Annotated in this window: 21 protein-coding genes and 1 tRNA gene; 17 read left to right on the forward strand and 5 right to left on the reverse strand. The window is 44.2% G+C overall.

Features of this window, described 5'->3' with window-relative positions:
• Nucleotides 1-2 precede the first annotated feature (2 nt).
• A complete protein-coding gene (locus AOT82_RS04495; protein WP_071001987.1) occupies nucleotides 3-842 on the forward strand; it encodes a segregation and condensation protein A in 840 nt (279 codons plus the stop codon).
• 66 nt (nucleotides 843-908) lie between these two features.
• On the forward strand, nucleotides 909-1,520 hold the full coding sequence (gene scpB / locus AOT82_RS04500; protein ID WP_071001988.1) for an SMC-Scp complex subunit ScpB: 612 nt from the start codon (nucleotides 909-911) through the stop codon (nucleotides 1,518-1,520).
• A 164-nt stretch (nucleotides 1,521-1,684) separates the two neighbouring features.
• Here the strand turns inward: scpB and lolA are convergent, their stop codons facing one another.
• The 3 genes from lolA to rplU all read right to left on the reverse strand — a co-directional run bounded on the left by lolA (nucleotide 1,685) and on the right by rplU (nucleotide 3,500).
• Nucleotides 1,685-2,371 (reverse strand): outer membrane lipoprotein chaperone LolA, encoded by a 687-nt coding sequence (gene lolA / locus AOT82_RS04505; protein WP_071001989.1) that lies wholly within the window; start codon nucleotides 2,369-2,371, stop codon nucleotides 1,685-1,687.
• A 468-nt stretch (nucleotides 2,372-2,839) separates the two neighbouring features.
• The gene (gene rpmA / locus AOT82_RS04510; protein WP_058025936.1) at nucleotides 2,840-3,097 is read right to left on the reverse strand and encodes a 50S ribosomal protein L27; all 258 of its coding nucleotides are present in this window, start codon (nucleotides 3,095-3,097) and stop codon (nucleotides 2,840-2,842) included.
• 91 nt (nucleotides 3,098-3,188) lie between these two features.
• Nucleotides 3,189-3,500, reverse strand: a complete 312-nt coding sequence (gene rplU, locus AOT82_RS04515) for a 50S ribosomal protein L21 (RefSeq protein WP_071001990.1) — start codon at nucleotides 3,498-3,500, stop codon at nucleotides 3,189-3,191.
• Nucleotides 3,501-4,068: 568 nt separating this feature from the next.
• Between rplU and AOT82_RS04520 the strand changes: the two genes are divergently transcribed.
• The 5 genes from AOT82_RS04520 (at nucleotide 4,069) to hemB (ending at nucleotide 13,564) form a co-directional block, all read left to right on the forward strand.
• Nucleotides 4,069-5,094 (forward strand): polyprenyl synthetase family protein, encoded by a 1,026-nt coding sequence (locus AOT82_RS04520; RefSeq protein WP_071001991.1) that lies wholly within the window; start codon nucleotides 4,069-4,071, stop codon nucleotides 5,092-5,094.
• A 748-nt stretch (nucleotides 5,095-5,842) separates the two neighbouring features.
• Complete coding sequence (locus tag AOT82_RS04525; protein WP_071001992.1) at nucleotides 5,843-7,216, forward strand: efflux RND transporter periplasmic adaptor subunit; 1,374 nt, start codon at nucleotides 5,843-5,845, stop codon at nucleotides 7,214-7,216.
• Between the two features lie 35 nt (nucleotides 7,217-7,251).
• Nucleotides 7,252-10,530: an efflux RND transporter permease subunit gene (locus AOT82_RS04530; RefSeq protein WP_071001993.1), complete on the forward strand. Its 3,279-nt coding sequence runs from the start codon at nucleotides 7,252-7,254 to the stop codon at nucleotides 10,528-10,530.
• Nucleotides 10,527-12,338, forward strand: a complete 1,812-nt coding sequence (locus AOT82_RS04535) for an efflux transporter outer membrane subunit (protein WP_071001994.1) — start codon at nucleotides 10,527-10,529, stop codon at nucleotides 12,336-12,338. Before AOT82_RS04530 ends, AOT82_RS04535 begins: the two co-directional genes overlap by 4 nt.
• Nucleotides 12,339-12,556: 218 nt before the next feature.
• On the forward strand, nucleotides 12,557-13,564 hold the full coding sequence (hemB, locus tag AOT82_RS04540) for a porphobilinogen synthase (protein ID WP_071001995.1): 1,008 nt from the start codon (nucleotides 12,557-12,559) through the stop codon (nucleotides 13,562-13,564).
• A 134-nt stretch (nucleotides 13,565-13,698) separates the two neighbouring features.
• Here the strand turns inward: hemB and AOT82_RS04545 are convergent, their stop codons facing one another.
• Nucleotides 13,699-14,676 (reverse strand): glutathione S-transferase family protein, encoded by a 978-nt coding sequence (locus tag AOT82_RS04545; protein WP_071001996.1) that lies wholly within the window; start codon nucleotides 14,674-14,676, stop codon nucleotides 13,699-13,701.
• A 313-nt stretch (nucleotides 14,677-14,989) separates the two neighbouring features.
• Here AOT82_RS04545 and AOT82_RS04550 point away from each other — a divergent pair.
• Nucleotides 14,990-15,066: transfer RNA gene (locus tag AOT82_RS04550), tRNA-Val, on the forward strand.
• Nucleotides 15,067-15,308: 242 nt separating this feature from the next.
• Here AOT82_RS04550 and AOT82_RS04555 read toward each other — a convergent pair.
• The gene (locus tag AOT82_RS04555; protein WP_071001997.1) at nucleotides 15,309-15,533 is read right to left on the reverse strand and encodes a helix-turn-helix domain-containing protein; all 225 of its coding nucleotides are present in this window, start codon (nucleotides 15,531-15,533) and stop codon (nucleotides 15,309-15,311) included.
• Nucleotides 15,534-15,683: 150 nt separating this feature from the next.
• Here AOT82_RS04555 and AOT82_RS04560 point away from each other — a divergent pair, with 150 nt between their 5' ends.
• From AOT82_RS04560 to cas7c, 9 genes are all read left to right on the forward strand, one after another.
• Nucleotides 15,684-15,899, forward strand: coding sequence for a hypothetical protein (locus AOT82_RS04560; RefSeq protein ID WP_071001998.1), 216 nt, complete (start codon nucleotides 15,684-15,686; stop codon nucleotides 15,897-15,899).
• An 11-nt stretch (nucleotides 15,900-15,910) separates the two neighbouring features.
• Entirely contained in the window at nucleotides 15,911-17,122 is a 1,212-nt protein-coding gene (locus tag AOT82_RS04565; protein ID WP_071001999.1) for an Arm DNA-binding domain-containing protein, read from the forward strand.
• A complete protein-coding gene (locus AOT82_RS04570; protein ID WP_071002000.1) occupies nucleotides 17,109-17,399 on the forward strand; it encodes a hypothetical protein in 291 nt (96 codons plus the stop codon). Before AOT82_RS04565 ends, AOT82_RS04570 begins: the two co-directional genes overlap by 14 nt.
• Nucleotides 17,400-17,409: 10 nt before the next feature.
• A complete protein-coding gene (locus tag AOT82_RS04575; RefSeq protein ID WP_071002001.1) occupies nucleotides 17,410-17,730 on the forward strand; it encodes a hypothetical protein in 321 nt (106 codons plus the stop codon).
• A 177-nt stretch (nucleotides 17,731-17,907) separates the two neighbouring features.
• Nucleotides 17,908-20,547 (forward strand): CRISPR-associated helicase/endonuclease Cas3, encoded by a 2,640-nt coding sequence (locus AOT82_RS04580; protein WP_071002002.1) that lies wholly within the window; start codon nucleotides 17,908-17,910, stop codon nucleotides 20,545-20,547.
• 236 nt (nucleotides 20,548-20,783) lie between these two features.
• Complete coding sequence (locus tag AOT82_RS04585) at nucleotides 20,784-21,056, forward strand: hypothetical protein (protein ID WP_071002003.1); 273 nt, start codon at nucleotides 20,784-20,786, stop codon at nucleotides 21,054-21,056.
• A gap of 64 nt (nucleotides 21,057-21,120) precedes the next feature.
• On the forward strand, nucleotides 21,121-21,855 hold the full coding sequence (gene cas5c / locus AOT82_RS04590) for a type I-C CRISPR-associated protein Cas5c (protein ID WP_071002004.1): 735 nt from the start codon (nucleotides 21,121-21,123) through the stop codon (nucleotides 21,853-21,855).
• Nucleotides 21,852-23,888 carry a type I-C CRISPR-associated protein Cas8c/Csd1 gene (gene cas8c, locus AOT82_RS04595; protein WP_071002005.1) on the forward strand — a complete coding sequence of 679 codons (2,037 nt, stop codon included), beginning with the start codon at nucleotides 21,852-21,854 and terminating at the stop codon, nucleotides 23,886-23,888. Before cas5c ends, cas8c begins: the two co-directional genes overlap by 4 nt.
• Nucleotides 23,889-23,944: 56 nt before the next feature.
• Nucleotides 23,945-24,838 (forward strand): type I-C CRISPR-associated protein Cas7/Csd2, encoded by an 894-nt coding sequence (gene cas7c / locus AOT82_RS04600; protein ID WP_071002006.1) that lies wholly within the window; start codon nucleotides 23,945-23,947, stop codon nucleotides 24,836-24,838.
• Nucleotides 24,839-24,868 lie beyond the last annotated feature (30 nt).

Below are 24,868 nucleotides of genomic sequence, written 5' to 3' on the forward strand. Positions count from 1 at the left end.
TTATGGATACATCCAACACGACTGCTCTACGCATCTATCAGACGCCAGTACAGCATCTACCAGACGATCTTTATGTTCCGCCACAAGCGTTTGCGATTTGGCTAGAGCAGTTTGCAGGTCCACTAGATTTTTTATTATATTTGGTCAAAAAGAACAATGTTGATTTGACCCAAATGCCTATCTTACCCATCACTGAGCAGTATCTGGCTTATATTAGCGAATTGGATACTGAGCATTTTGAATTGGCAGGTGATTATCTGCTGATGGCGTCGACGCTGATTGCTATTAAAACCGAATTACTATTGCCTACCCCTGACACGCCTACCGATGAGCGCGATCCAAAAGCAGAGCTGATTGAGCGCCTAGAAGAGTACGCGCAAATCAAAGCCGCCAGTCAGCGCTTAGACAATCTGATACGTTTAGAGCGTGATGTTTTTTTAGCGATGGTAAGTATGCCCAGTCAAGACGTTATGAATGCTGAGCTGCCTAGCTACTCGCCTACTCTGCTGATCGATAGCTTGTTTAAAATGCAGCTACAGCCAGACTATCAAATGCATACCATCAAAACTGATATCGTGCCGCTTTCTGATCGTATCGCTAGCATTAGTCGGCAACTGAGTACTGATGGTGCCCGCTCCTTTTATGAGCTACTAGACAAAGCACAGGGTAAGATAGGCGTGGTCGTGAGCTTTGTCGCCGTACTTGAACTGATTAAGCGGCAATTAGTTGGTGTGGTCTATACAGAACCCAATAATGATGCAAGCACGTTAATGAAATATGATACCGATCCATCCGATATAGACAATCAATCCCAAGAACTAACACTACAGTGGTTGGCCTAACCAGCATCAGGTTAGCCGCCAAACCTGCTATTGATCCCATGATATTAAAACAAGAGCACATTTTAGATGGTAGATATTGACGACTCAAAGCAGCCTAGTAAAGCCGAAACTACAGGCACCGCTACAGCTTCCTCTATTGGGGCAAATCAGGCGTCTCTTGAAGATGTGAGCAAGCACATCGAGGTGCTGCTGCATGCATCAGAGGCGCCGCTGACAGCTCACGCGTTAAGAAAACATTTATCATTATCTACTAAGGAATTAAAGCAAGCCTTAGAGGTGCTAGAGCGACGGTTAGAGACCGGTGTGCTGAACCTACATGAGACAGCTAGCGGCTATCGATTGCAAATTTCCGATGCCTATAGCGGCTTGATTCAGCAGACTTTCCCGCAGCGTCAAGAGCGTTTGAGCCAAGCGTTACTTGAGACGTTAAGCGTTATTGCGTATAAGCAACCTGTGACACGGAGTGACATCGAGCAAGTGCGCGGTGTGACGTTATCAAGCAATATACTACGCCAGCTATTTGATAAGGGGTGGATCATTGAAAAAGGCTTTAAGGAGACCTTAGGCCGCCCAGCGCTCCTTCACACCACCGCACAATTTTTGGATGCATTTGGGCTGAGTCATTTAGACGAGCTACCACCAATGCCAGATATGGACTCCATACGAGCTATGTCTTAATTTTTCTGCTGACCAAACTATCATTACGCTCATAAAAAAGGACAGATCATATAGGATCTGTCCTTTTTATTTGGCTATTACTCTTAGGGGTTGTCACTCTTAGAGGCTTTCAACCTTAGATAAATAGCAAAGCATCATAATCTGCTTCATCAATTAGCTCGTCCTTATTGATTGATAACATCAACACCTTTTGGTGGAGTGAACTTAAACTGACTGCTGCCGATGCTTGGATTCATTTTGATACTACTAAACTTAATAGAGGTCGTTTGACCTAGCGTATCGTTTAGTACCATCATCACAGGTTTGCCGCCACTAAAGCTCATGGATAGGCTCTTAAAGCTGGCATTATCAGATTTTGGGTACAACACATAGTAGTTCTTATTGCTATACGGCTGAGTGATTTTAAAGTTTTGATCAATCTTGCTTGGATCACCTGACAATAACAGTGCTGGCGTATTGCCTACTTGGCTATCCACATTTTGTTTAGTCGCTTGCTCTAGATCTTTGTCATAGATCCACATAGAGTTGCCATTGGCAACGATCAATTGCTCTGAGGGCGATTTGGTTTCCCAGCGGAAGTTATTGGGACGTTGGACACTCATAGAGCCTTTAAACGTACCACTGCTCGCGCCTTTGGTTGTCTGGCTAAAATTAGCCGTCATACTCTTGGTATTGGTCAGCAATTTGTTCAAACGTTTAGCAGCTGTTAGGTTATCAGCAGGAGCTGCTGTGGCTGTTTGAGTCAATGCCATCATTGGCGCTGCGATACCTAACGATGTCATTAATACACCTGCTAAAGCACCACTCATCATCTTCTGTTTGGTTGATTTTTTCGTAGATAAGTTCATCATAAATCCTCTCTAAAAAAGCACAATCGCTTTAAAAATAGTCGCTTAAAAATAGAATAGCTTATTAAAATTTTTTCTGTTGATACCAATCTCAACACTGCAAAACAGGTATCGATCAGCAATGGCAACAGTGTGCCAGTTTTTTTATTACGCGCCTAGTCATGATTTGCAATCTTTACTACGGCTGCCATACACGCTTGTAACCAATGCAGTTACACGGTAAAAGTTTGCATTTATCATGATAAATTATTAACACTGTGCTCATAAAGAGCCAGTGAGCTAAGTGTGACGAGTATTTATGCTATATAAAATTGCTGACCAAACTGCTAACAAAAACCAATCTCTAACAAAAGCCAATATTAATTGATGAGGTCTTATAAACGTAAAAAGCCCCTACTACCATAAGGCAGTAAGGGCTTTTTTAATTATCCAATCGTTTTATTCAAAGAATAAAATGACCTAAATAGATAATTATGCGTTTTCAACCGTTACATAACGACGGTTAAATTTACCTTTAGTCTCAAACTTTACCACACCATCATTTAATGCAAATAAAGTATGGTCACGACCCATGCCAACGCCTTCGCCTGCGTGGAATTCTGTACCACGTTGACGAACGATGATGTTACCAGCTGTGATAGCTTGGCCACCAAAGATTTTTACGCCTAGCATTTTTGGGTTTGAATCACGACCGTTACGGCTTGAACCGGCAGCTTTTTTATGTGCCATGAGAAAATCTCCTTGTTAATGTGACTTATCGCTTATGCGACAACTCTTAAGCATTTAGTGCGCTATTTAGCAAACATTGCTAAACGGGTAATTAGGCATTAATGGCTTTGATTTTTAACAAGGTGTACCATTGGCGGTGACCTTGCTCTTTGTGATAGTGCTTACGACGGTTGTGCTTGATGATACGGATTTTTTCGCCGCGACCATGCTCAACCACTTCAACTTCTACGCTAGCGCCTTCAACAACAGGCTGACCGATTTTGACGTCATCGCCGTCAACAACCATCAACACGTCTTCAAATTTGATTGTTTCGCCTTTTTCTGCTTTTAGCAATTCAACTTTAAGCAATTCATCGACGACTACACGGTGCTGCTTACCACCAGTTTTAATTACTGCGTACATTGTATGACTCCGTTTAACCCGTGTGCCGTGGTAGATATTATACCTACGCTTCAATAACGAACACGACAGGGAAAAATTAAAGGCAAGATTTTACGGCTTTTTGCTTATAAAAGCAAGCCGCGCGTCTTGTTTTTGCAAGGTGGTTACACGAAATCACCATCATCTGCATTGTTATATACGCTACAGATTATTAGACCGTCGTAGACGACAATACTGATAAAAGCAGCATAACAATGGTTATAAATGATGGTTTGAGCCTAACGGGGGCTATTATAACTTATACAATCAGTTACTTACAGCCTTTTATCTATCATTTATGTGACGACAAAACCTCGTGATAAGTTAACATTCTTACCATCAAATTATTGAACGCTTTCATCAGTTTGCCCTGCCTTCTATGCATGATAATAGGCGCACAAGCGACCTCTGAGCTACCCTTATGGTGTACTTTAACCAACAATTTTCAAAGGCAGCTATGTTATGATAAGCGAAACCATACCTTACCTATAGATAGATAAAGTCAAGGTTATACCAACTCTCTTTATTCTTATTAATATGACTATTTATTATGACTAGTACCTCTTTAAATAATACCGTGCCTGCCTTTCAATCGACGCCTAGCTATGCAGATATTCAAAGTATTGTAGCCAATGATTTTGAGGTAATGGACAAGCAAGTATTTGGTAGTCTCAACTCAAAAGTACAGCTCGTCATGAGCGTCTCTCAGCATGTAATCAATGCCGGTGGTAAGCGTATGCGCCCGCTGATTACGCTATTGTGTGCCCGTATGTTTGACGACAATCCATCAGAAAAAGCGATGCACCTAGCAGCCATTACTGAGATGCTACATACTGCCACCTTAGTGCATGACGATGTGATCGATGAGTCAGGACAGCGCCGCGGTAAACCGACGGCAAACGCCACATGGGACAATGCCACAGCCGTATTGGTCGGTGACTATCTGATTGCCCGTGCTTTTAATCTTTTGGTTGGTTTTCAGAGCTTGCCATTGTTGCAAGTATTCTCAGACGGGACTTGTGATATTGCTGAAGGCGAAGTATTGCAGCTACAACATCAGCATAACCCTGCCGCAACAGAAGAAGACTACTTACGCATTATCGATGGCAAAACCTCTCGCCTGTTTATGATGGCGACTCAAGGCGCGGCTATTTTGCAAGACAAAACTGAGTATATGGCGGCATTAGGCGACTTTGGACAGCACTTTGGTAATGCGTTTCAAATTATTGATGATGTCCTTGATTATAGTGGCGATAGCGACGTAATGGGCAAAAACCTAGGCGACGATCTTGCTGAAGGTAAACCTACTCTGCCAACTATCAAAGCACTCGAACTACTAAAAGACAGTGACAATGAAGGTTATGAGCAGCTAAGAATTGCGGTACAAACGGGTAAAACACCGAATGCTGAGCAGCTGATTGAGTTGGTACGCAGTTCCGGCGCATTAGATTACTGTAAACAGCGTGCACTAGAGGAGACGAGATTGGCCCAGCAAGCACTGGGCACACTGCCTGACAACCGTTATCGTCAAGGCTTGTACCAACTGACAGAATTGGCCAGCGCGCGATTGGTATAATGACATATGAATCGTCTGTGTTATTAGCTAATTGAGACGGCTCATTTTTTAGCAGCGTTTTTGAGCAACCGAGCCATAAATATTCATTGATCAAAAGCAACAGTCTCTAAAAAGACACCCTCTTAAAACGGGTGTGTCAGCAAATAGTTACCTTTCTTTAAGTTTCATAAATCCTGACGGCACTATAATTGTGTCAGGATTTTTTAATGGTTAAATACTGATTGACCACGCTCATTAGAGGCTACTGACTGGTTTAAGTCGCTATACTTTAAAGGTCATAATTAGGGGTTGATAAATTAGTCAATTTGTTGACAAAGCAGATTTTTGGCGGTTTTAAAACCTCAATAACACTATGGCTTTACAATTATAACAAAAAATTACAATAAATTTGCATAGCGGGTTGTATGTTTTCTTATTAGCTGCTGGTTGGTGTAGCGGTTACTATGGCGGGATTTTATTTACTCAGCGAGCACAGTGCGGTCAGTTTTTGTCAGCTTTCCTATCGTGAATCACTTGACTGCGGGGTAAACCCTATAGTTTATAATAACGCCTTAAATTTACTTGACGTCCTATAATTAGCTAGCGGTACTGCCCTATTTATCAATTTTATCAATAGCTTCTTATTTTTTGGCTATAAACTTCTATAAAGTTTATTATTGCTCTTCGAAAAATAAGCTATTTTTTGATTATGATACGCTCTACCTCTATACCATTTATTCTATATTTTACTACTCTACCGAGGACCTTGATGAAGCATTCTTATCTTGCGCTTGTAATAGCATCTGTACTATCGGCTACAGTACTGGTCGGCTGTGACAATAAAGAAGACGCCGCTGCGGGTGAAAACGCTCAGCAGCAGATGCCGCCCGCTGTCGTCAACGTCCAAACTGTCAGCTTCGATACTGTGCCTCAAGTTCAGACTTTCTCTGGTCGTACTGCCGCTTATCAGACGGCTGATGTACGCCCTCAAGTCAGCGGCGTAATTGACGAAGTACTGTTCCGTGAAGGCAGTAACGTCAAAAAAGGCCAGCCGCTTTATCGTATCAATACTGACAACTACACGACCTCGGTCGCTAGTGGTCAAGCGGCGGTCGCGCAAGCACAGGCTAATCGCCAAACCGCTATCGCCAATAATGCCAATGCTAAAGCAGAGCTAGCCAGTCGCCAAGCCTCATTAGCACAAGCGATAAATGACTTTCAGCGTCTAAAAGGCTTGGTTGAGATTGACGCTATCTCCAAGCAGCAATATGACCAAGCGCAAACTCAAGTGCGTACAGCGCAAGCGGCTCTAGAGAGTGCTCGCGCTGCAGTCGGACAAACTGAAGCGAGCATTAGAAGCGCTGAGGCTGGGATTAAAACCGCGCAATCAAACTTAGATGCTAGCGCTTTGGATCTCAATCGTACTATCGTCCGTGCACCGTTGACTGGTCGTAGTGACCGCTCAAGCGTTACTGCAGGAACCTTAGTTAACGCTAGTCAATCTGAGCCTTTAGTGACGATTTCGCGCTTAGATCCTATCTATGTCGATATCAGTCAGTCATCATCCGAGCTATTGCAGCTTCGTCAGCAGATAGCTGAAGGTAAAGCGCAGGCGGGTATGAATTCTGTCGAGCTGGTCCTAGAAGATGGCTCAGTGTATCCAGTGCGTGGCAAGCTTGCGCTGTCTGAAGCTAAAGTCGATCAATCTACTGGCGCGGTGACTCTACGAGCTATTTTCCCAAATCCTAATAACGTGCTACTGCCAGGTATGTATGTCTCAGCGCGTCTGACTCAAAGCGTCATTCCTAATGCAGCCTTAGTGCCGCAAAGCGCTGTAATGCGTACGCCTAAAGGCGATTCACAAGTCTACATCGTTGATGAAAACAATCAAATCCAAGTCCGTCCCGTTACCATTAATGGTACTTATGATGGTCAATGGGTGGTCACCGATGGCTTAAGTAGTGGCGATAAGCTAGTGGTTATAGGCGGCTCTAAAGTTAAGCCTGAGCAGGAGGTCGTGGTCAAGCCGTTAGAAAACGCTAATGGTGCATCTGCAACGCCTACCGCCAAAACACCACAGCAAGCTGCGAAAACGGTAGCTGATGACACTTCTGAGCAGGACACTGCTACCACCACTAACTAATTCCATTCAAAGATAGGAAGACCTAGGGATATACTATGTCACGTTTTTTTATTGATCGCCCTATTTTTGCATGGGTGTTGGCCATTTTGGTCATGCTTATCGGGGTAATCTCGGTTGTTAATTTGCCGATTGAGCAGTATCCGCGTATCGCACCGCCCACCGTTTCTGTTAGTGCCACTTATCCTGGTGCAAACGCACAAACGGTCGAAAACTCTGTGGTGCAAATCATTGAACAACGTATGAAAGGGCTAGATGGCTTGATGTACATGTCATCATCGAGTTCTTCAAATGGTGGTGCATCGGTCACGCTAACCTTTGAAAATGGCACAGACCCTGATACCGCTCAGGTACAAGTACAAAACAAACTACAAGCAGCGATGAGCTCGTTGCCTGAGGCTGTTCAGCGTCAAGGTGTCAACGTCAATAAATCGTCTAGCAGCTTCTTAATGGTGCAGGCATTTATTTCTGAAGACGGTAGTATGGATCGGGCCGATATTGCCGATTATATCAACTCCAATGTTCTCGATTCGATCAGTCGTGTTGAAGGTGTGGGTGAAGTGCAAGTGTTTGGCTCCTCTTACGCCATGCGTATCTGGCTAGATCCTGCACGCCTACGTAGCTATAACATGGTGCCCTCTGATGTTGTCAATGCCGTACGAGCACAGAACGCTCAGGTATCTGCAGGTCAGCTAGGACAAGCACCTGCTGACACCGATCAACAGGTGATTAACGCCACCGTCACCGTACAGAGCTATCTACAAACTCCTGAAGAGTTTAAAGATATCTTGCTAAAAACAGACACCTCGGGCGCGCAAGTACGCCTCGGCGATGTCGCTGATGTCGAAATCGGTAGTGAAAACTATAGCGAGAGATCCTTGTATAACGGTCAAGAAGCGGCAGGTCTAGGTATCTCATTGGCTGCAGGCGCAAACGCGCTAGAGACCCGTGAGGCGGTCGGCGCACGTATAGCCGAGCTAGAAACCAACTTTCCAGCAGGCCTAAGCTCTGTTGTTCCTTACGATACGACGCCGTTTGTGCGCTTATCTATCGAACAAGTTGTCAAGACTCTACTCGAAGCTATTGCGCTTGTATTCATCGTCATGTTCATTTTCTTACAGAACTGGCGCGCCACCATCATTCCTACTCTTGCCGTTCCTGTGGTCTTGCTAGGTACTTTTGCCGTGCTGTATATCGCAGGCTTTAGTATCAACGTCTTGACGATGTTTGCAATGGTACTCTCCATCGGTCTACTGGTTGATGATGCGATCGTTGTTGTCGAAAACGTCGAGCGAATATTAGAAGAAAACCCTGATATTTCGGTCAAAGATGCAACCGTTCAGTCGATGGGCGAGATCAGTAAGATCGTTATTGGTATTGCGCTGATTTTGTCTGCCGTATTTGTACCGATGGCCTTCTTTGGCGGCTCAACAGGTGTTATTTATCGTCAGTTCTCTATCACCTTGATCACGAGCATGGCGCTGTCAGCCATGGTGGCTCTAATCTTCACCCCTGCCCTATGTGTGACCTTGCTAAAACGTGGTAAGAGCCATGAAAAAGGCAGTACTGAACAACAAAAAGGCTTCTTTGGCTGGTTCAACCGCGGGTTCTTTAAGCTAAGCCGCTCTTATGAAAACTTCGTCGGCAAAAGTATTCGTTTTAAGTGGTTGTACCTGATCGGCTATGCCGCCATCATCGGTATTATGGCAGTGGTGTTCTTGCGTATTCCAGGTTCGTTTTTGCCAGAAGAAGACCAAGGTATTATGTTCACCTTAGTCCAGCTTCCTGCAGGCTCTACGCTAGATGAGACGCAGGATGTACTGGATAAAGTCAGAAATTATTACGACACACAAGAGACGGACAATATTGCCTCTGTCTTTACCATTGCTGGTTTTAGTTTTGCAGGTCAAGGCCAAAACATGGGTCTGGCATTCGTTCGACTGTCAGATTGGGAAGAGCGCTCAGGCGATGAAAACACCGCGCAAGCCGTTGCTGGTCGTGCCATGGGTTATTTCTTTACCCAGTTAAATGAAGCGCAAGTTTTTGCTATCGTACCGCCTGCGATTACTGAGCTTGGTAATGCCAGTGGTTTTGATTTGATGCTACAAGATGTGGGTAACCTTGGACACGAAGGGTTACTTGAAGCCCGTAATATGCTGCTAGGTATGGCTGCACAAAACGAAAATGTGGCAGGCGTACGTCCTAATGGTCAAGAAGATGCACCGCAGCTCAAAGTCAATATCAATCAAGAACAAGCCGCCGCTTATGGTCTATCTTTAGGCAGTATCAATAGCGTTATCTCGACCGCCTGGGGCTCAAGCTACGTCAACGACTTTATCGATCGTGGCCGTATCAAGCGTGTCTATGTTCAAGGTGAAGCCAGTAGCCGTACCAATCCTGATGACATCGGCAAGTGGTATGTGCGCGGCGAAACCGGTAACATGGTCTCTTTCGATGCTTTCTCAAGTAGCGAATGGCAGTCAGGCTCACCGCGTTTGACTCGTTATAACAGCTTACCTTCGATGAATATTCAAGGTAATGCGGCACCTGGTCTTAGTACTGGTGAAGCCATGTCAGCTATGGAGAACATGATCAGTCAGCTCCCTGAAGGTATCGGTTACGAATGGACTGGGTTATCACTTGAAGAACAAAAATCAGGCTCGCAAGCTCCTATGCTTTATGCGCTATCGATTCTAGTTGTCTTCTTATGTCTAGCTGCGCTTTATGAGAGCTGGTCTATCCCCTTCTCTGTCCTATTGGTTATTCCACTTGGGGTATTGGGTGCGGTGATATTTACGTGGTTACGCGGTTTTGCTAACGACATCTACTTGCAAGTGGGTCTACTCACCGTCGTTGGTTTGTCCGCCAAAAACGCCATCTTGATTATTGAATTTGCCAAAGAGCACCAAGAAGAAGGCTATAGTCTCAGAGAGGCCGTCATGACCGCAGCGCGACAACGTCTACGTCCAATTATTATGACCTCGCTTGCCTTTGGTATCGGTGTTGTGCCATTAGCCATAGCTACTGGCGCAGGGTCAGGCAGCCAAACTGCTATTGGTACCAGTGTCGTAGGTGGTGTGGTTAGTGCCACTTTACTAGGTATCTTCTTTATTCCGATGTTCTATATTTGGGTGCGTGGTATGTTCCCTTATAAGGGCAATGAAGCTCACAATGGTAAAGGGGATGATGATGATAACCATCCAAGTGGTAACGGCGGCGGTGATAATCCGGTCCCATCTGCCCCTACAGAAGATAAGCAATCATTAACTCCTCCTGCGAGTTATCAGCCTGTAAGCTTTGGAGATAATACACAATGAGTTCTTTATTCTTAACCTCTAACTCAGCCGTAAGAGCGATAAGCTCTAAAGCTTTACTAGCTACTGGTAAATCATCGCGCCTACTTGGCCTGAGCTTTTTGGCTCTGAGTATGGCCGCTTGTAATACTATCCCTAAAGCAGATACAAGCCCCGTTCTCGCTGAGCCTAACCTTCCGATCGAGCAAGCTTATGGCGCTTTTGGTGATGAGACTGTCAGCACCTCTGAGCAGCCAAGTATCGCAGGACAGCGCTGGCAGGACTTTTATAGCGATGAGCGCCTAAAAGCTCTGATTGCGTTAGGACTGGAAAATAACAAAGACTTTGAGAGTGCCCGTTTGGCTATCGAAAAAGCGCGCGCGCAGTATCGTATTACTGATATTAATGATTTGCCGACTATCAATGGTCAAGCAGAATACTCACGCCAAAGCCAATCCTCTCCGCGCGTTGAGACGCCTTTTGGCAGTACTGGCGGTAGACAGACGACAGATAGCTACAGTGTCAATCTCGGTTTGGCAAGCTATGAGCTGGACTTTTGGGGCCGAATCGATAGCCTAAAAGATCAAGCGTTGCAGAGATTTTTGTCAACGACGGCAGCCAAAGACTCTATTCAAATTAGTCTGATTAGTAATATCGCGCAGAGCTACGCGAATCTTAGCTATAGCTTAGCGCAGCTCAAACTCGCCGAGGCAACTGTTGAGAGCCGTGAGCGCTCGTTGTTTATTGCGCAAGAGCGCTTTAAAGCCGGTATTGATCCTAAGCTGCCTTCCTTGCAATCTGCAGCAGCTTTAGAGAGTGCAAGACTTGCGGTACTACGTGCGCAAAGCAGTATTTTGACCTCCAGAAATGCTCTGCAGTTCTTATTAGGAGCGCCGGTACCTACTGAGCTTATCCCAGCACCCGCTGTCAGCAATATCACCAATCACGAGGTGTTTAGTGCCGGCTTGCCAAGCGAGCTGCTACGCTATCGCCCTGATGTATTACAAGCGGAATACGATCTAAAAGCCGCGGGCGCAAATATCGCTGTCGCCCGTGCCGCTTATTTCCCAACGATAAGCTTAGCCAGTAGCGTTGGTGTCCGTAGCGATGGCTTGAGCGACTTGTTCGATAATGATGCAGTCGGCTGGTCATTTGGCCCTAATATCAGCGTACCCATCTTTGATGCTGGACGTTTGGATGCAAACTACGATGTCGCACAAATCGAGCGCGAACAAACGCTTGCCAGCTATGAGCGCTCAATTCAAACGGCGTTCCGTGAGGTCTCCGATGTGCTCGCTACTCGCGCAACTCTAGGCGAGCAGCTCGCAGCTCAGTACCGCCTGCAAGATAACTTTGATCAGACTTATGAGATTGCTGATGCGCGCTTTAAAGCTGGTATCTCAAACTATCTCGATGTCCTTGATGCTCAGCGCTCATTGTTTGACACTCAACAAGGCATTCTAGACTTAGAGCTACAAAAAATCATCAGTCAAATCGAGCTATATCAAGCGCTTGGCGGCGGTGCCAATCTCGATACACCTGTCGCGATTCCGGTTCCGCAATATACTAACTTGGCCCAAGTTGGTACTTTATTAACCAAAGATGCCGAGTCGCAAGCGGCCTATGCTATCGACGCTGCTAGCTCAGCGCGAGTAGCTGCAGCACCAGAAGCCGCCGCTATCAAACAAGCACAGACGCCTGTGAAGGTTGACTTTAAGCCGACTGCGATTGTCGATATCGATAATGACAACGACGCTGATGCAGCGGTTGGGGTATTGACTGAAGAGACACCTACTGAGCAAGTACCAGTGCCACAGATTGTCACTCCATAAAGATGGTTATATAACATTTGATAACTAGCTAGCGTATTATTTTTATAACAATTAGCTCTACCTTCTTGGTGGGGCTTTTTGTTGTTATGTGCTACCTTTAGTAGTTATATATAAATAGTAGCTATATATAAAAGCTAAAAATTTTAGCTGCATCTGATGCTTTACTTATTTAATGATTACCCCTCAAACTTACTAAAACTAATAATAAGGAAAAAACAATGTCTTATACGTTTAATCGTCAATTCCCCGAGACTCGCCTGCGCCGCTTGCGCTACAACGATAATATCCGTGCTATGATTCGTGAAGTCGAGCTTCACCCCAAACATTTCATAGCCCCAGTATTTGTATTAGAAGGTAGTAATCAGCGCGAGGCCATCGCCAGTATGCCGGGCGTTGAGCGCTTATCGATAGACCTATTGATTAATTATGCCAAAGAGCTTTTAAGCGAGGGCGTGACGACTATCGATATTTTCCCTGTTATCGACAACTCGCTAAAAACTCCTGATGGCAAAGCGGCCTATGATGAGAATGGACTAAGCGCGCGTGCCGTAGCAGCACTAAAAGACGCAGTGCCTGAGATGGTGGTGATGACCGATGTGGCGCTCGACCCTTATACGTCACACGGTCAAGACGGCTTGCTTGATGACAGTGGTTATGTGGTCAATGATGACACCGTTGAGGTGCTGGTCAAGCAAGCACTCGTCCATGCTAGAGCTGGCGCTGATATCATCTCTCCAAGTGATATGATGGATGGCCGTATCAAAGCCATGCGTGATGCCTTTGAAAGCGAAGGTCTTGTCAATACCGCTATCATGGCTTACTCTGCCAAATACGCTTCTGCTTATTATGGGCCGTTCCGTGATGCAGTCGGTAGCGCCGGCAACCTAAAAGGCGGTCATAAAAAACAATATCAGATGGACTTTGGTAACCGCGCTGAAGCTTTGCACGAAGTGGCGATGGACATCAATGAGGGCGCAGATATGGTGATGATTAAGCCTGGTCAGCCCTATCTCGATCTGATCCGTGAAGTCAAAGACACCTTTGGCGTACCGACTTTTGCCTATCAAGTCTCCGGCGAATACGCGATGCACATGGCAGCTATTCAAAACGGCTGGCTGACTGATGCGGTGATCCTAGAATCGCTTATTGGTTTTCGCCGCGCCGGTGCCGATGGTATCTTGACTTACTTTGCACTTGAGGCAGCTCGGCAGTTAAATAATGGTTAATATCAATTAAAATGCCTTTTACATTGTAAAACACCCCAGCTGCTTCCCAGCTGCTTCATAGTCGCTGGGGTGTTTTTTATTGAAATTCTATTTATGCTTAGCCTTTTTTGTTCACATGTATAAAGCAAACATGTCTATAGCTGATCACGATGATGGGCTGTCGTAAAATCAATAGCAGGGCCAATAGGGATGATACGAGTGGGGTTGATATTGGCGTGGCTGGTGTAATAGTGCTGCTTGATGTGCTCCATATTTACTGTCTCAGCGATACCAGGCACTTGGTATAGATCACGCAGATAGCCCCACAGGTTTGGATAGTCGATAATGCGGCGTAGGTTGCATTTAAAATGCCCAACATAGACCGCGTCAAAACGAACTAAGGTGGTAAACAGTCGCCAATCCGCTTCGGTGATAGTGCTCCCTGTGAGGTAACGCTTATCTGCTAGGCGCGCTTCCAGTGTATCTAGCGCGGCAAACAGCTCAATCACCGCCTCTTCATAAGCCTCTTGTGTGGTCGAAAATCCAGCCTTGTACACCCCATTATTAATCGTCGTATAGACAAACGCATTGATATCATCGATTTCTGGCAATAACGATGCTGGCGAGAAATCGCCTGCTAGTGCGCCAACGTCGTCAAAAGCTGAATTGAACATCCGAATGATCTCTGATGATTCATTACTCACAATCGTATTGGTCTTTTTGTCCCATAAAATCGGAACAGTAACCCGTCCCGTATAATTGGGTTTTGCTTTAATATAAAGCTCATAAGCATAATCTGCATGGATAAGCGGATCAGGGATTACTCCCTCGCCCTCTGCAAACGTCCAACCATTATCTCCCATGTAAGGGTTGACCACAGAGATCGGAATGATCTGCTCCAAACCTTTGAGCTTACGATAAATTAAAGTACGGTGTGCCCAAGGACAGGCTAGCGACACGTACAGGTGATAGCGATCAGGCTCAGCCTTAAACCCGCCTACGCCCGTAGGACCTGCACTACCATCTGCGGTGATCCAGTTCCTAAACCCGGCATCTTCACGCTCAAATCGCCCGCCGTTTTCTTCCGTGTCGTACCATTTGTCTTGCCACTTACCATCTACCAATAAGCCCATGTCATCCTCCGACTAGTTCTAATTTTCGTTGAATACCTAGTTGACACAAATGACTTTACATCATTGCTCTTATGACAACCACATTCGTTAGAGGAATATGATATCAGTTATAAGAGCTTACTCATTAATTTTTACGCTGTTATTAACAATAAAAACTAAACTGGTTAAAATAAATATTTAGAAAATATACATAAAAAGCATACTGTAGTATTTGATAATAACGCGTGACGTCAAATATTATGATAATAAAATAAGATAATTATAAAAAAGGCTTGCAAAGTATGAAAAACTTGCTAAAATGCATGGCCTAAATAGGCGTATAGCTCAGTTGGTTAGAGCGCTACCTTGACATGGTAGAGGTCGTTGGTTCGAATCCGATTACGCCTACCAGATTCGAAAAGCCCCAATCTTAAGATTGGGGCTTTTTTTATGCCCGTAATATAAGGGCTGTGGCGGAATAGATAGATTAATATTAATTAGACTTTAGACCTTTCTACATTTAAACAATTAGCACTGAAAAATCTGTGTGCCCAAAATGTGCCCAAGTTGCGCCTTCCCTTAATTTTTCCTATTTATCAATATAGTCTTTTTGACCTCTACTCTAGTTGTTCTAAAACCACCCTAAAACTAATTTACTTTTCTTCATCTAGCGACTCGTTAGGTACATAAGTAAATAAGTCGCCTACGCCAATATCTAATGCTTCACAAATCTTATCCATAGTCTCGAAATCGATTCTTGATGTTTGCTCATTATAGATCTTGTGCATAGTCGACTTGCTAATTCCTGTCATTCTTATCAAATCTGCCACTTTCATACGCCGTTCAGCTAGTAGTACCGGTAAATTACATAAAATCATCAATAATTCCTTAATAGACTAAAAAAGTACTTGCATTGAATTACTATAACTAGTAAAGTAATTCTATCGAATAACAAATTACTTTTATGAAATTATTTGTTATAGCGATAAAACAATCTAGTTGTCTAATTAACTTACAAGGAATTTATTATGTCACATACCTACCTAACTACCCAAGAGCTTTCTGAGCTCATTAAGTATAACCCTCGTACGATACGTAATGAGCTCAAAGATACTGTGCTTATCGAAGGTATTCATTACATCCGGCCGTTTGGTGGTCGTAAGATTTTGTACATTTGGGAGGAGATTGAAAAAGATATGCGTACTGGTATCGCCGGTAGCGTCAACGCCATGGCACTACAATAAGGAGAAATATGATGGCTAGTATCAGAAGGCGCAAAGGGAGCAATATGCTATTTGTCGATTTTTATTATATGGGTATACGCTGTCGGGAGACGACAAACCTAACAGACACACCAGCGAATCGCAAGAAGCTTGAGAAAGTGGCTGAGAAAATGAAAGCAGAAATCATCTTAGGACTGTTCAATTACGCTAAGTACTTTCCAAAAAGTGACAAAGCGGCACAGATGGTAGCGTTAAACGATCGCAAGGAATGTATTAATACCGATACGCCCTCTTTTGAACAGTTTGCAGAATTATGGTTCTCTGAAAAAGAAATTGAATGGCGCGATACCTATAAGCGTAAAATAAAGGAGATTATTGATATGTACTTGATTGCTAAGTTTGGGACTAAACCCATTCATCTCATAAAAAAGACAGATGTATTAGCCTTCCGTTCATCGCTCGCCAAAGTAACGTACGGAAAAGCTAACAAACATCTGTCAGCGGCACGCATCAATTCGATCATGGTACCTTTAGGTATGATACTAAAAGAAGCAGCTAAACGCTATAAATTTGATAATCCTTACTACGATATCAATGCGCTCAAACAGCCCAAAACGGATATTCAACCATTCACACTAGATGAGGTTTGGAAATTTATTAATGGTGTAAGAGCAGACTATCGCAATTATTATCTAGTACGTTTTTTTACAGGGATGCGTACGAGTGAAATTGATGGATTGACTTGGGAGAACATTGACTTTAATCGACGTGAGATTGTGATCAAACAAGCTTATGTTAAAGGCAAAATTGTTCCTCCTAAGACTCAAGAGTCTTACCGTGCGATTCAAATGTCACCTTGGGTCTACGATGCTCTGAAGGAACAGCAGACCATCACTTATAAGCGATCTGACTATGTATTTTGCGCGCATACGGGTGAGCCACTTGATTACAACAACGTGAATAAACGTGTTTGGCACCCTACTCTTAAGATTTTAGGTCTCAAAAAGCGTAATGCTTATCAGACTCGTCATACCGCAGCGACGCTATGGTTGGCTGCTGGCGAAAGTCCTGAGTGGATTGCCAGTCAAATGGGGCACGCTACGACCAAGATGCTATTCAACACCTATAGTCGTTATGTACCGAATATGACTCGGCAGGATGGTAGTGCATTTGAAGCATTGGTCAATCGCAGTCAGATTGCTCAGGTATCTACCGATAAGGGGCCTCACAATGAAGATGATTGATTACGATATATTGCATGCGACGTTTAAACCTAGTGGCTATGTCAGTAATGGCGCAGATAATATTGCTAACTACCTCATTTGTGAGCTCTGTATTCAGTCAGGTACTGGTTTGGCTAGGTTCCTAAGTATTGATAGTTGCTTTGATAATTATATGGCGCTGCGCATATGGGTTCAGACGCGCTTAGATGTCAATCCTGACTATGTCGTTGATGATATGTGTAGTCAGCTACAGAGTGAGCTCTACGAGCTACTACCACAAACTGGCTATGGATACTAAGGAGGGTATTATGAGCATGAACTTCGTCTTTGATTCAGCTTTTGATGATACAAAAAAGCGTTTGTGCCATGAGTATTGGTCCTATGTGTCGCCCAGTGATTATATAGCGCATTTAGAACTGCTTTGTTATGAACACAACACGGAGACTGATGTTTTATTTGCTACACTTGCAAAATGTCAGGTTTATTTAGATGACGTACACTGTGAATACTGTGGTCGTCCCTATCAATTAGATGTCCCAGCAGATATTCCTCATGCAAGGAGATTGAACTCTTGGTTTTGTGAGGGGTGTATTAGCTTTTCTGGTGGCCAGCTTATTGTAGACAGATAGGTTTCTGGAAGTAATTTGTTACCAGACAACTTAGGTTGTCTGGTTTTTATTACCTTTTAAATCTTTAACGACATTTGTTGTCGCGAATGCTTCAATTATATGTTGTTACCCTTACTAAATTAAGATATTGTTATCCTAAATATTTTAAACAACTTATGTTTGGATAATAGCGCACCAATGAAAAATCTAAATATTCAAAATAAGCAAGCAGACTCTCTTGAGCAGAAGTTTATTGCGCATGTACGGCAAAGTGATGGCGCTGAGCAGCTACTCTATGATCATTTAACAGGAACGGCAGAAATAAGTAGGGCGCTAGCCCTGAAAATCGGGCTGCCATTATCAGGTGAATTGATTGGACTGGTACATGACCTTGGCAAATACAGCGCGGCGTTTCAAGAATATATAAAAGAGTGTGTCATCCATGATAACTATAAAGAACTGGGTTTAGATGAAGATGAAGAGGCTGAAATATTACGTAGAGGGAAACCAACGAAAGGCTCAGTGGACCACTCTACAGCGGGCGCTATTTATCTTAAAGAGCAGTTTGAAAAATTAGGCTCAAGTTATCTAAAAGCACATAAACAACAAAAAATCCGCCGCTATGAGGGGCAACTACTGGCGGATATGATGTTCATTTGCGTGGCATCACATCATAGCGGTCTTGTTAATGTCGTCGGACAAAATGCCCAACCATATTTACTCAACCGCAAAAACAAACCTGAAGAAAAAACCCACTATACCCAAGCCCTAGAGCGTGCCAAGCAAGAGCAGCTGTTTGCGCAATTGGATGACAGCTTTAAAAAAGACACGCTTAAAGAGTTTCAAGGCATTGTCAAAAAAATCATGGCTGATAGTCGCGCTACGGACAAGCAAAAAGACTTTTATTTGGGATTTTTGACTCGTTTACTGTTTAGCTGTCTGATTGATGCTGACCGTAGCAACAGCATCGCCTTCGAACACCCAAATCAAGCCCATCTTTTAGACTATAAGCGACCAAACTGGCAAATCGCGATAGATAAAATCGAAACCCTTTATCAAGGCTTCGCTGATAAAGCAGAGCACAGCCCGCCAAACCCAATCAACGAACAACGTAACCACATCGCTCAAACCTGCCTACACGCGGCGCAGTCTGACCAAGGTATTTTTACTTTGACCGTACCAACAGGTGGCGGCAAAACGCTTGCCAGCCTGCGCTTTGCTGTGCAGCATGCTAAACGCCACAACCTCGACCGCATTATCTATATCATCCCTTTTACCAGCATCATTGAACAAAACGCTGCTGAGGTGCGCAAAATTTTAGAAGAAGAAGGCCCCAAAGGTGTCTTTGATGGTCAATGGGTGTTAGAACAACATTCAAACCTAGAGCCTGACGTACAGACGTGGCAGAGCAAACTGATTATGGATAATTGGAACGCTCCCATTGTATTTACCACCATGGTACAGTTTTTAGAAAGCTGCTTTGGCGGCGGCACCAAAGGCGTCAGACGCTTGCATCAGCTAAGCCGTGCGGTGCTCATTTTTGATGAGATACAGACATTACCAATGAATTGCTACTACCTATTTTGTAGCGCGCTCAATTTTTTGACCACTCACGCCAACTCTAGCGCCGTGCTGTGCACCGCCACCCAGCCCGTACTGGACAATTTACCGATAGCACACAATGGCAGCTTGAACTCTGCTACCGAAATCATTGGCGAGCGCACTCAGCTACATACCCTATTCGATACTTTGCAGCGCGTCGATATTCATGACCATACTAAAAACCCTCAAGATTTAGATGGCTTGACAAATTATGTTAATCATAATTTTGCTCAATTTAGCAGCACCTTGGTTATCGTTAATACTAAGACGTGGGCCAGTCAGCTGTATCAGAAACTATCAGACACCGTGCCTGAAAACGAGCTATATCATTTAAGTACGTCCCAATGCGCTCGCCACCGTAAAGACTTATTAGACCAAATTAGAAACCGTTTAAAACAAGGCTTACCGACTTTGGTTATATCAACCCAACTGATTGAAGCTGGCGTGGATGTGTCATTTCGTTCCGTCGTGCGCTTTTTGGCAGGTCTTGACAGTATTGCGCAGGCGGCGGGACGCTGTAACCGTCATGGTGAGATGCGTGACGACCAAGACAAGCCTGTCAAAGGGCAAGTATTTATCGTACGTCCAGAGAGCGAAAACCTAAGTAAACTGCCTACCATCGCTCAAGGCAAGGCCATCATGAGCAACATTCTGTCCCAATGGGCGCATAACGCGTATGGCGATGTACATTTGCTGCACCCCGACATCATGCAGCAGTTTTTCCATCACTACTATCAGACCGAGCACGGTATAAAAGAAATGGCATATCCCATTAAAGACAGTAAAGGTAAATCTGTAGGTACAGAAACCTTATATAACTGGCTGAGCAGTAACAACACCAATCCATTGACTAATAATAACAATGCGCAGCGGCATCAAGCTGAGCAATTTCCGCAGCTTTGGCAGTCCTTTATGGACGCAGGGCGCACATTTAAAGCCATAGACGCACCAACCAAAGCCATTATTGTGCCGTATCTTGAGGAAGGACGGCATTTGATTAGTGCCCTTTACAATACAAGCGTGAGTGACAGTCACTTTTATCAGCTGGTACACGACGCCCAGCAGTACAGTATCAATGTCTTTCCATTTATGTTGGATAAACTCATGGACGAAAACGCCATTCACCAAGTACGAGACACTGGCATTCTTACTCTATCAGAGACGTTTTATGATGCACAGATGGGGCTGAATATCGCAGGTGATGGCAAGCTGGATTTTATGGATTTTGGAATGTAGTAGGTTAAACAAAAATGGCAACGACTGTGGTAAGACAGACGTTGCCAAGTGCTTTCTAGCCTATTTAGCTTATAGTTTCAATCCACATCATAAAATGATGAATAGTAATTATACCATAAAACAATATCTCTCAAAATTGCCTTTTTAGTTTATAGAACTTGTAATTATAAATTATTAGCTATAGTATGAGTATGTAGTCATTGATTACATTCACTCATCATAGAAGGAAAAGATTTATGGCAGCTCTATTAGTTACTTACGATTTAAATTCGCCCGGACAAAAACATGCCAAAGTTCTGGAAAAAATCAAAAGCTTTGGAGGTTGGGCTAGACTTTCCGAGTCAAGTTACGCAATCACCACTTCCTTAACTCCAAGCCAAGTTTACTCACAATTTGAAAATTTAATAGATGCTAATGACACCATTTGGATAATTACACTGAAAAAACCTTATTCTGGTTTTGGTTCAAAGGATATTATCGACTGGTTAGATAATAGTCTGACGTATTAGACATATTATTGATGCAAGTTTCTTTTTGAGACTTGCATTACTCAATAAAAGGAACTGACATGCTATGAAAGAAAACCAAATTGAATTTTTACTTACAGGGCGTCATGCCCTGTTTACCGACCCCATCACTCGTATTGGTGGCGAAAAAACCAGCTATCATTTGCCGACTTATGAGGCTTTAAAAGGGGTTTGTAAATCTATTTACTGGAAACCCTCCATCATCTGGTATATCGACAGAGTGCGCGTCATCAATCCTATCCGCACACAAACCAAAGGTGTCAAGCCGATTAAGTTTAATGAAAGCGGTAACGACTTGGCGTATTACACCTATTTGCATGATGTCGCCTATCAAGTGCAAGCGCACTTTGAATGGAACATGCACCGCCCCGAGTTAGCCGCTGACCGCATTGATGGTAAACATTACAGTATTGCCCAGCGCATGCTGAATAAAGGCGGACGCCAAGACATCTTTTTAGGTACACGCGAGTGCCAAGGCTATGTTGAGCCTTGCGAATTTGGTAGCGGTAAAGGTGCTTATGATGACGTTGATGAACTGGGTTATGGCTTGATGTTTCATAGTTTTGCCTACCCTGACGAGACTGGCTTGGACGCACTGCACAGTCGATTTTGGCAAGCCGTTATGCACTTTGGCGTTATTGATTTTCCAAAGCCTACTGACAACTTAACGCTAGATGCCCAAAACGGGATGCCAAACCGCTTTGTCCGCAATATGAGCGCCAAAGACTTTGCCCTTGATAATAACATGCAGTCAGTAAGTCAGACGGAGGCCTCGTTATGAGCTGGTTACAACGACTTTACCAAACCTATGAAGCCGCCAGTCAAAACGCCGACCTACAAGCGCAAGACCAGAAGCTGATGCCTTATTATCATGTCAATCAAAACGTGCAAATTGTCATCACGATTAATGACAAAGGTGACTTTGTCCGTGCTGAGGTGTGCCGCGATGACAATGGCAAAGTCAAATCAAAATACCTTGCCATTCCTGCGACCAATGATTCTGCCAATCGTACATCAGGCGCAGTAGCACATCCACTATCCGATAAGTTGCAATATGTCGCTAAAGATTTTTTTGATTACAGTCAGAATAAAAAAGATTTGTATCCATTATATGAAGACATATTATCTACATGGTGCAGCTCAGAACATTCACACCCCAAAGCACAGTCCGTCTTAACTTACGTCAAAAAAGGCACGCTGGTCAAAGATTTAATCGACGCTCATGTTTTGATTGTTGACCCTGATAACAAAAGCAAGCTTGCCTACCCTGAACAAGCCAGCGATTATCCCGATAGCATTTTAGCGGCGCTCAATAAAAACAAAGGCGTCTTTGATCAGGGCGCAGCATTTATTGTGTGGAATGTCATTGCCAGTAGCTTAGACACCCCTACTCAGCACGTCACCGAGACATGGCGTGATGACAACTTGTTTGCCGCATGGCAGCAGTTTTACGCCACTTTAGACAGTACCGATGGCTTTTGTTACATCACTGGCAACACCAGTCCACTCGCCAGCAAGCACCCCAACCGCATCTTACGCAGCTCAACCAATGCCAAACTCATCTCTGCTAATGATGCGACAGGCTACACATTTCGTGGTCGCTTTACCGATACAACAGGTATGCAGGCAGCAGGTATTAGCGCCGTGGTCACCGAAAAGGCGCACGCCGCGCTATCATGGCTGCTGTCGCGACAAGGACGTGAAGAAGCGGGACAAGCCATCGTTGCATGGTCAATATCAGGTATCGAAGTGCCGCAACCAACCAGCGTCGCCGCACCGCTGGACGTACTAGACGCATCTAAGACATCTGACAACGACGGTAATGACTTTGAAGAATATGACGATGACGAAGCATCAGACACAGAACCTACGTTTCAGCACCGTAACGACTTGGGTTATCGCTTTGCCACACATTTACGCAATACCTTACAAGGCTACCGCCAACAACTGCCCGAGCATCAGCAAATCTCTATTATTAGCTTAGAGGCCGCCACTCCTGGACGTATGGCGGTGACGTACTACCATGAAAGTATGCCCAGTGAATATATAGACGCCTTACAAGCGTGGTATACGCAGTTTGCGTGGTATCACACTTATAGAGATGATGACAGCAACCAACAACGACTGGGTATTCAATCGCCTACCCCAAAGCAGATTGCACAGGTTGCCTATGGCGCACGCCTGTCCGATGCGTTAAAGAAACAAGTGGTCGCTCAAGTATTGCCCTGTATCGTTGAAGGAGAAGCACGCCGCTTTCCTAGACAGCTGGTCGAGCTGTGCATCAAACGCGCTTGTAACCCACTGGCCCTTGAGCACTGGGAGTGGGAGCAGGCGCTAAGTACAGCGTGCGCCTTATACCGTGGCTATTATTTAAGACAATCAGACGATAAAAAAAGGAGCTATACCGTGGCACTACAACCTGAGCTTACCAGCCGAGACTATCTATACGGACGTTTATTGGCAGTTGCTGAAGACATCGAAAGCCTCGCGCTATATGTCGCTGGAGAAAAGCGCAACACCACCGCCCAGCGCTATATGCAACAGTTCGCCAATCGACCTTTTACCACATGGCGCAACATTGAGCTGGCACTAAAGCCTTATGAAAACCGCCTAAAATCCAATCGTGGCGGCTACTTGGCTAAAAAACAGCAGCTGATTGATGAAATTATGAGTGCATTTACCAGCGACCGTTTTACCGATGATTCAGCATTATCGGGAGAATTTTTATTAGGATATCACAGCCAAAAAATGCAATTTAAATTAGACAAAGAGTACGCGAAAGCCGAAGTAGAAAATGATAGCGATGCTGCATAACCCAATCAGTGTCCAACAACACCCTATTTTTTTAATGACAAATAAGAGGAAACCTCATGAGCGCCAACGAAAATACTTTAAACCATAAAATTGATTTTGCCATCATTATTGAAGTGAATAATGCCAATCCAAACGGCGACCCCCTAAACGGTAACCGTCCTCGTACTGACTTTGCAGGGAATGGCGAGATTACTGATGTGTGTCTAAAACGCAAAATCCGCGATCGACTACAAGAGGCGGGTGAAACTATTTTTGTACAGTCGGATGAGAAAAAAACGGATGGCATGACCAGCTTAAAAAATCGTGCTTATGACGAAGACGTTGGTTTAGGTAAAAATGCCTTTGAAGCCAACAAAAAAGAAAACATTGAAGCCAAACGTGATGAAACAGCGCAAAAAGCTTGTGAAAAATGGTTCGATGTACGTGCCTTTGGTCAAGTGTTTGCCTTTAAAGCAGATGCTAAAAATGCTGATGGTGTCTCTATCCCTATCCGTGGTCCTGTCAGTATTCAATCTGCCTTTAGCTTACAGCCTGTTGATATCACCAGTACCCAAATCACCAAAAGCGTCAGTGGTGAAGGCGATGGTACGAAAAAAGGCAGCGATACGATGGGTATGAAGCACCGCGTGGATAAAGGCATCTATGTGACTTATGGTGCGATTACGCCGCAACTGGCGGAACGTACAGGTTTTAGTGATGCTGATGCCGACAAGATCAAAGAGATACTCCCTAAGCTGTTCGAAGGTGACGCTTCCTCTGCTCGTCCTGAAGGCAGCATGCAGGTCAAAAAGGTCATTTGGTGGGAACATAGCAGCAAATCAGGGCAACACTCATCTGCTAAGGTGCATCGCAGTTTAAAGGAATTGCTTGATAATCACGGCGCATTTGATGAAGACGCGTTAAAGTCAGCTTTAGCAGAATTAGAGCCTAATATTATTGAAGGGTTTTAACCTTTAACTTTTCGTATCGTCATAGATATT

Source organism: Psychrobacter sp. AntiMn-1, assembly GCF_001854065.1.
Classification (GTDB): domain Bacteria; phylum Pseudomonadota; class Gammaproteobacteria; order Pseudomonadales; family Moraxellaceae; genus Psychrobacter; species Psychrobacter pacificensis.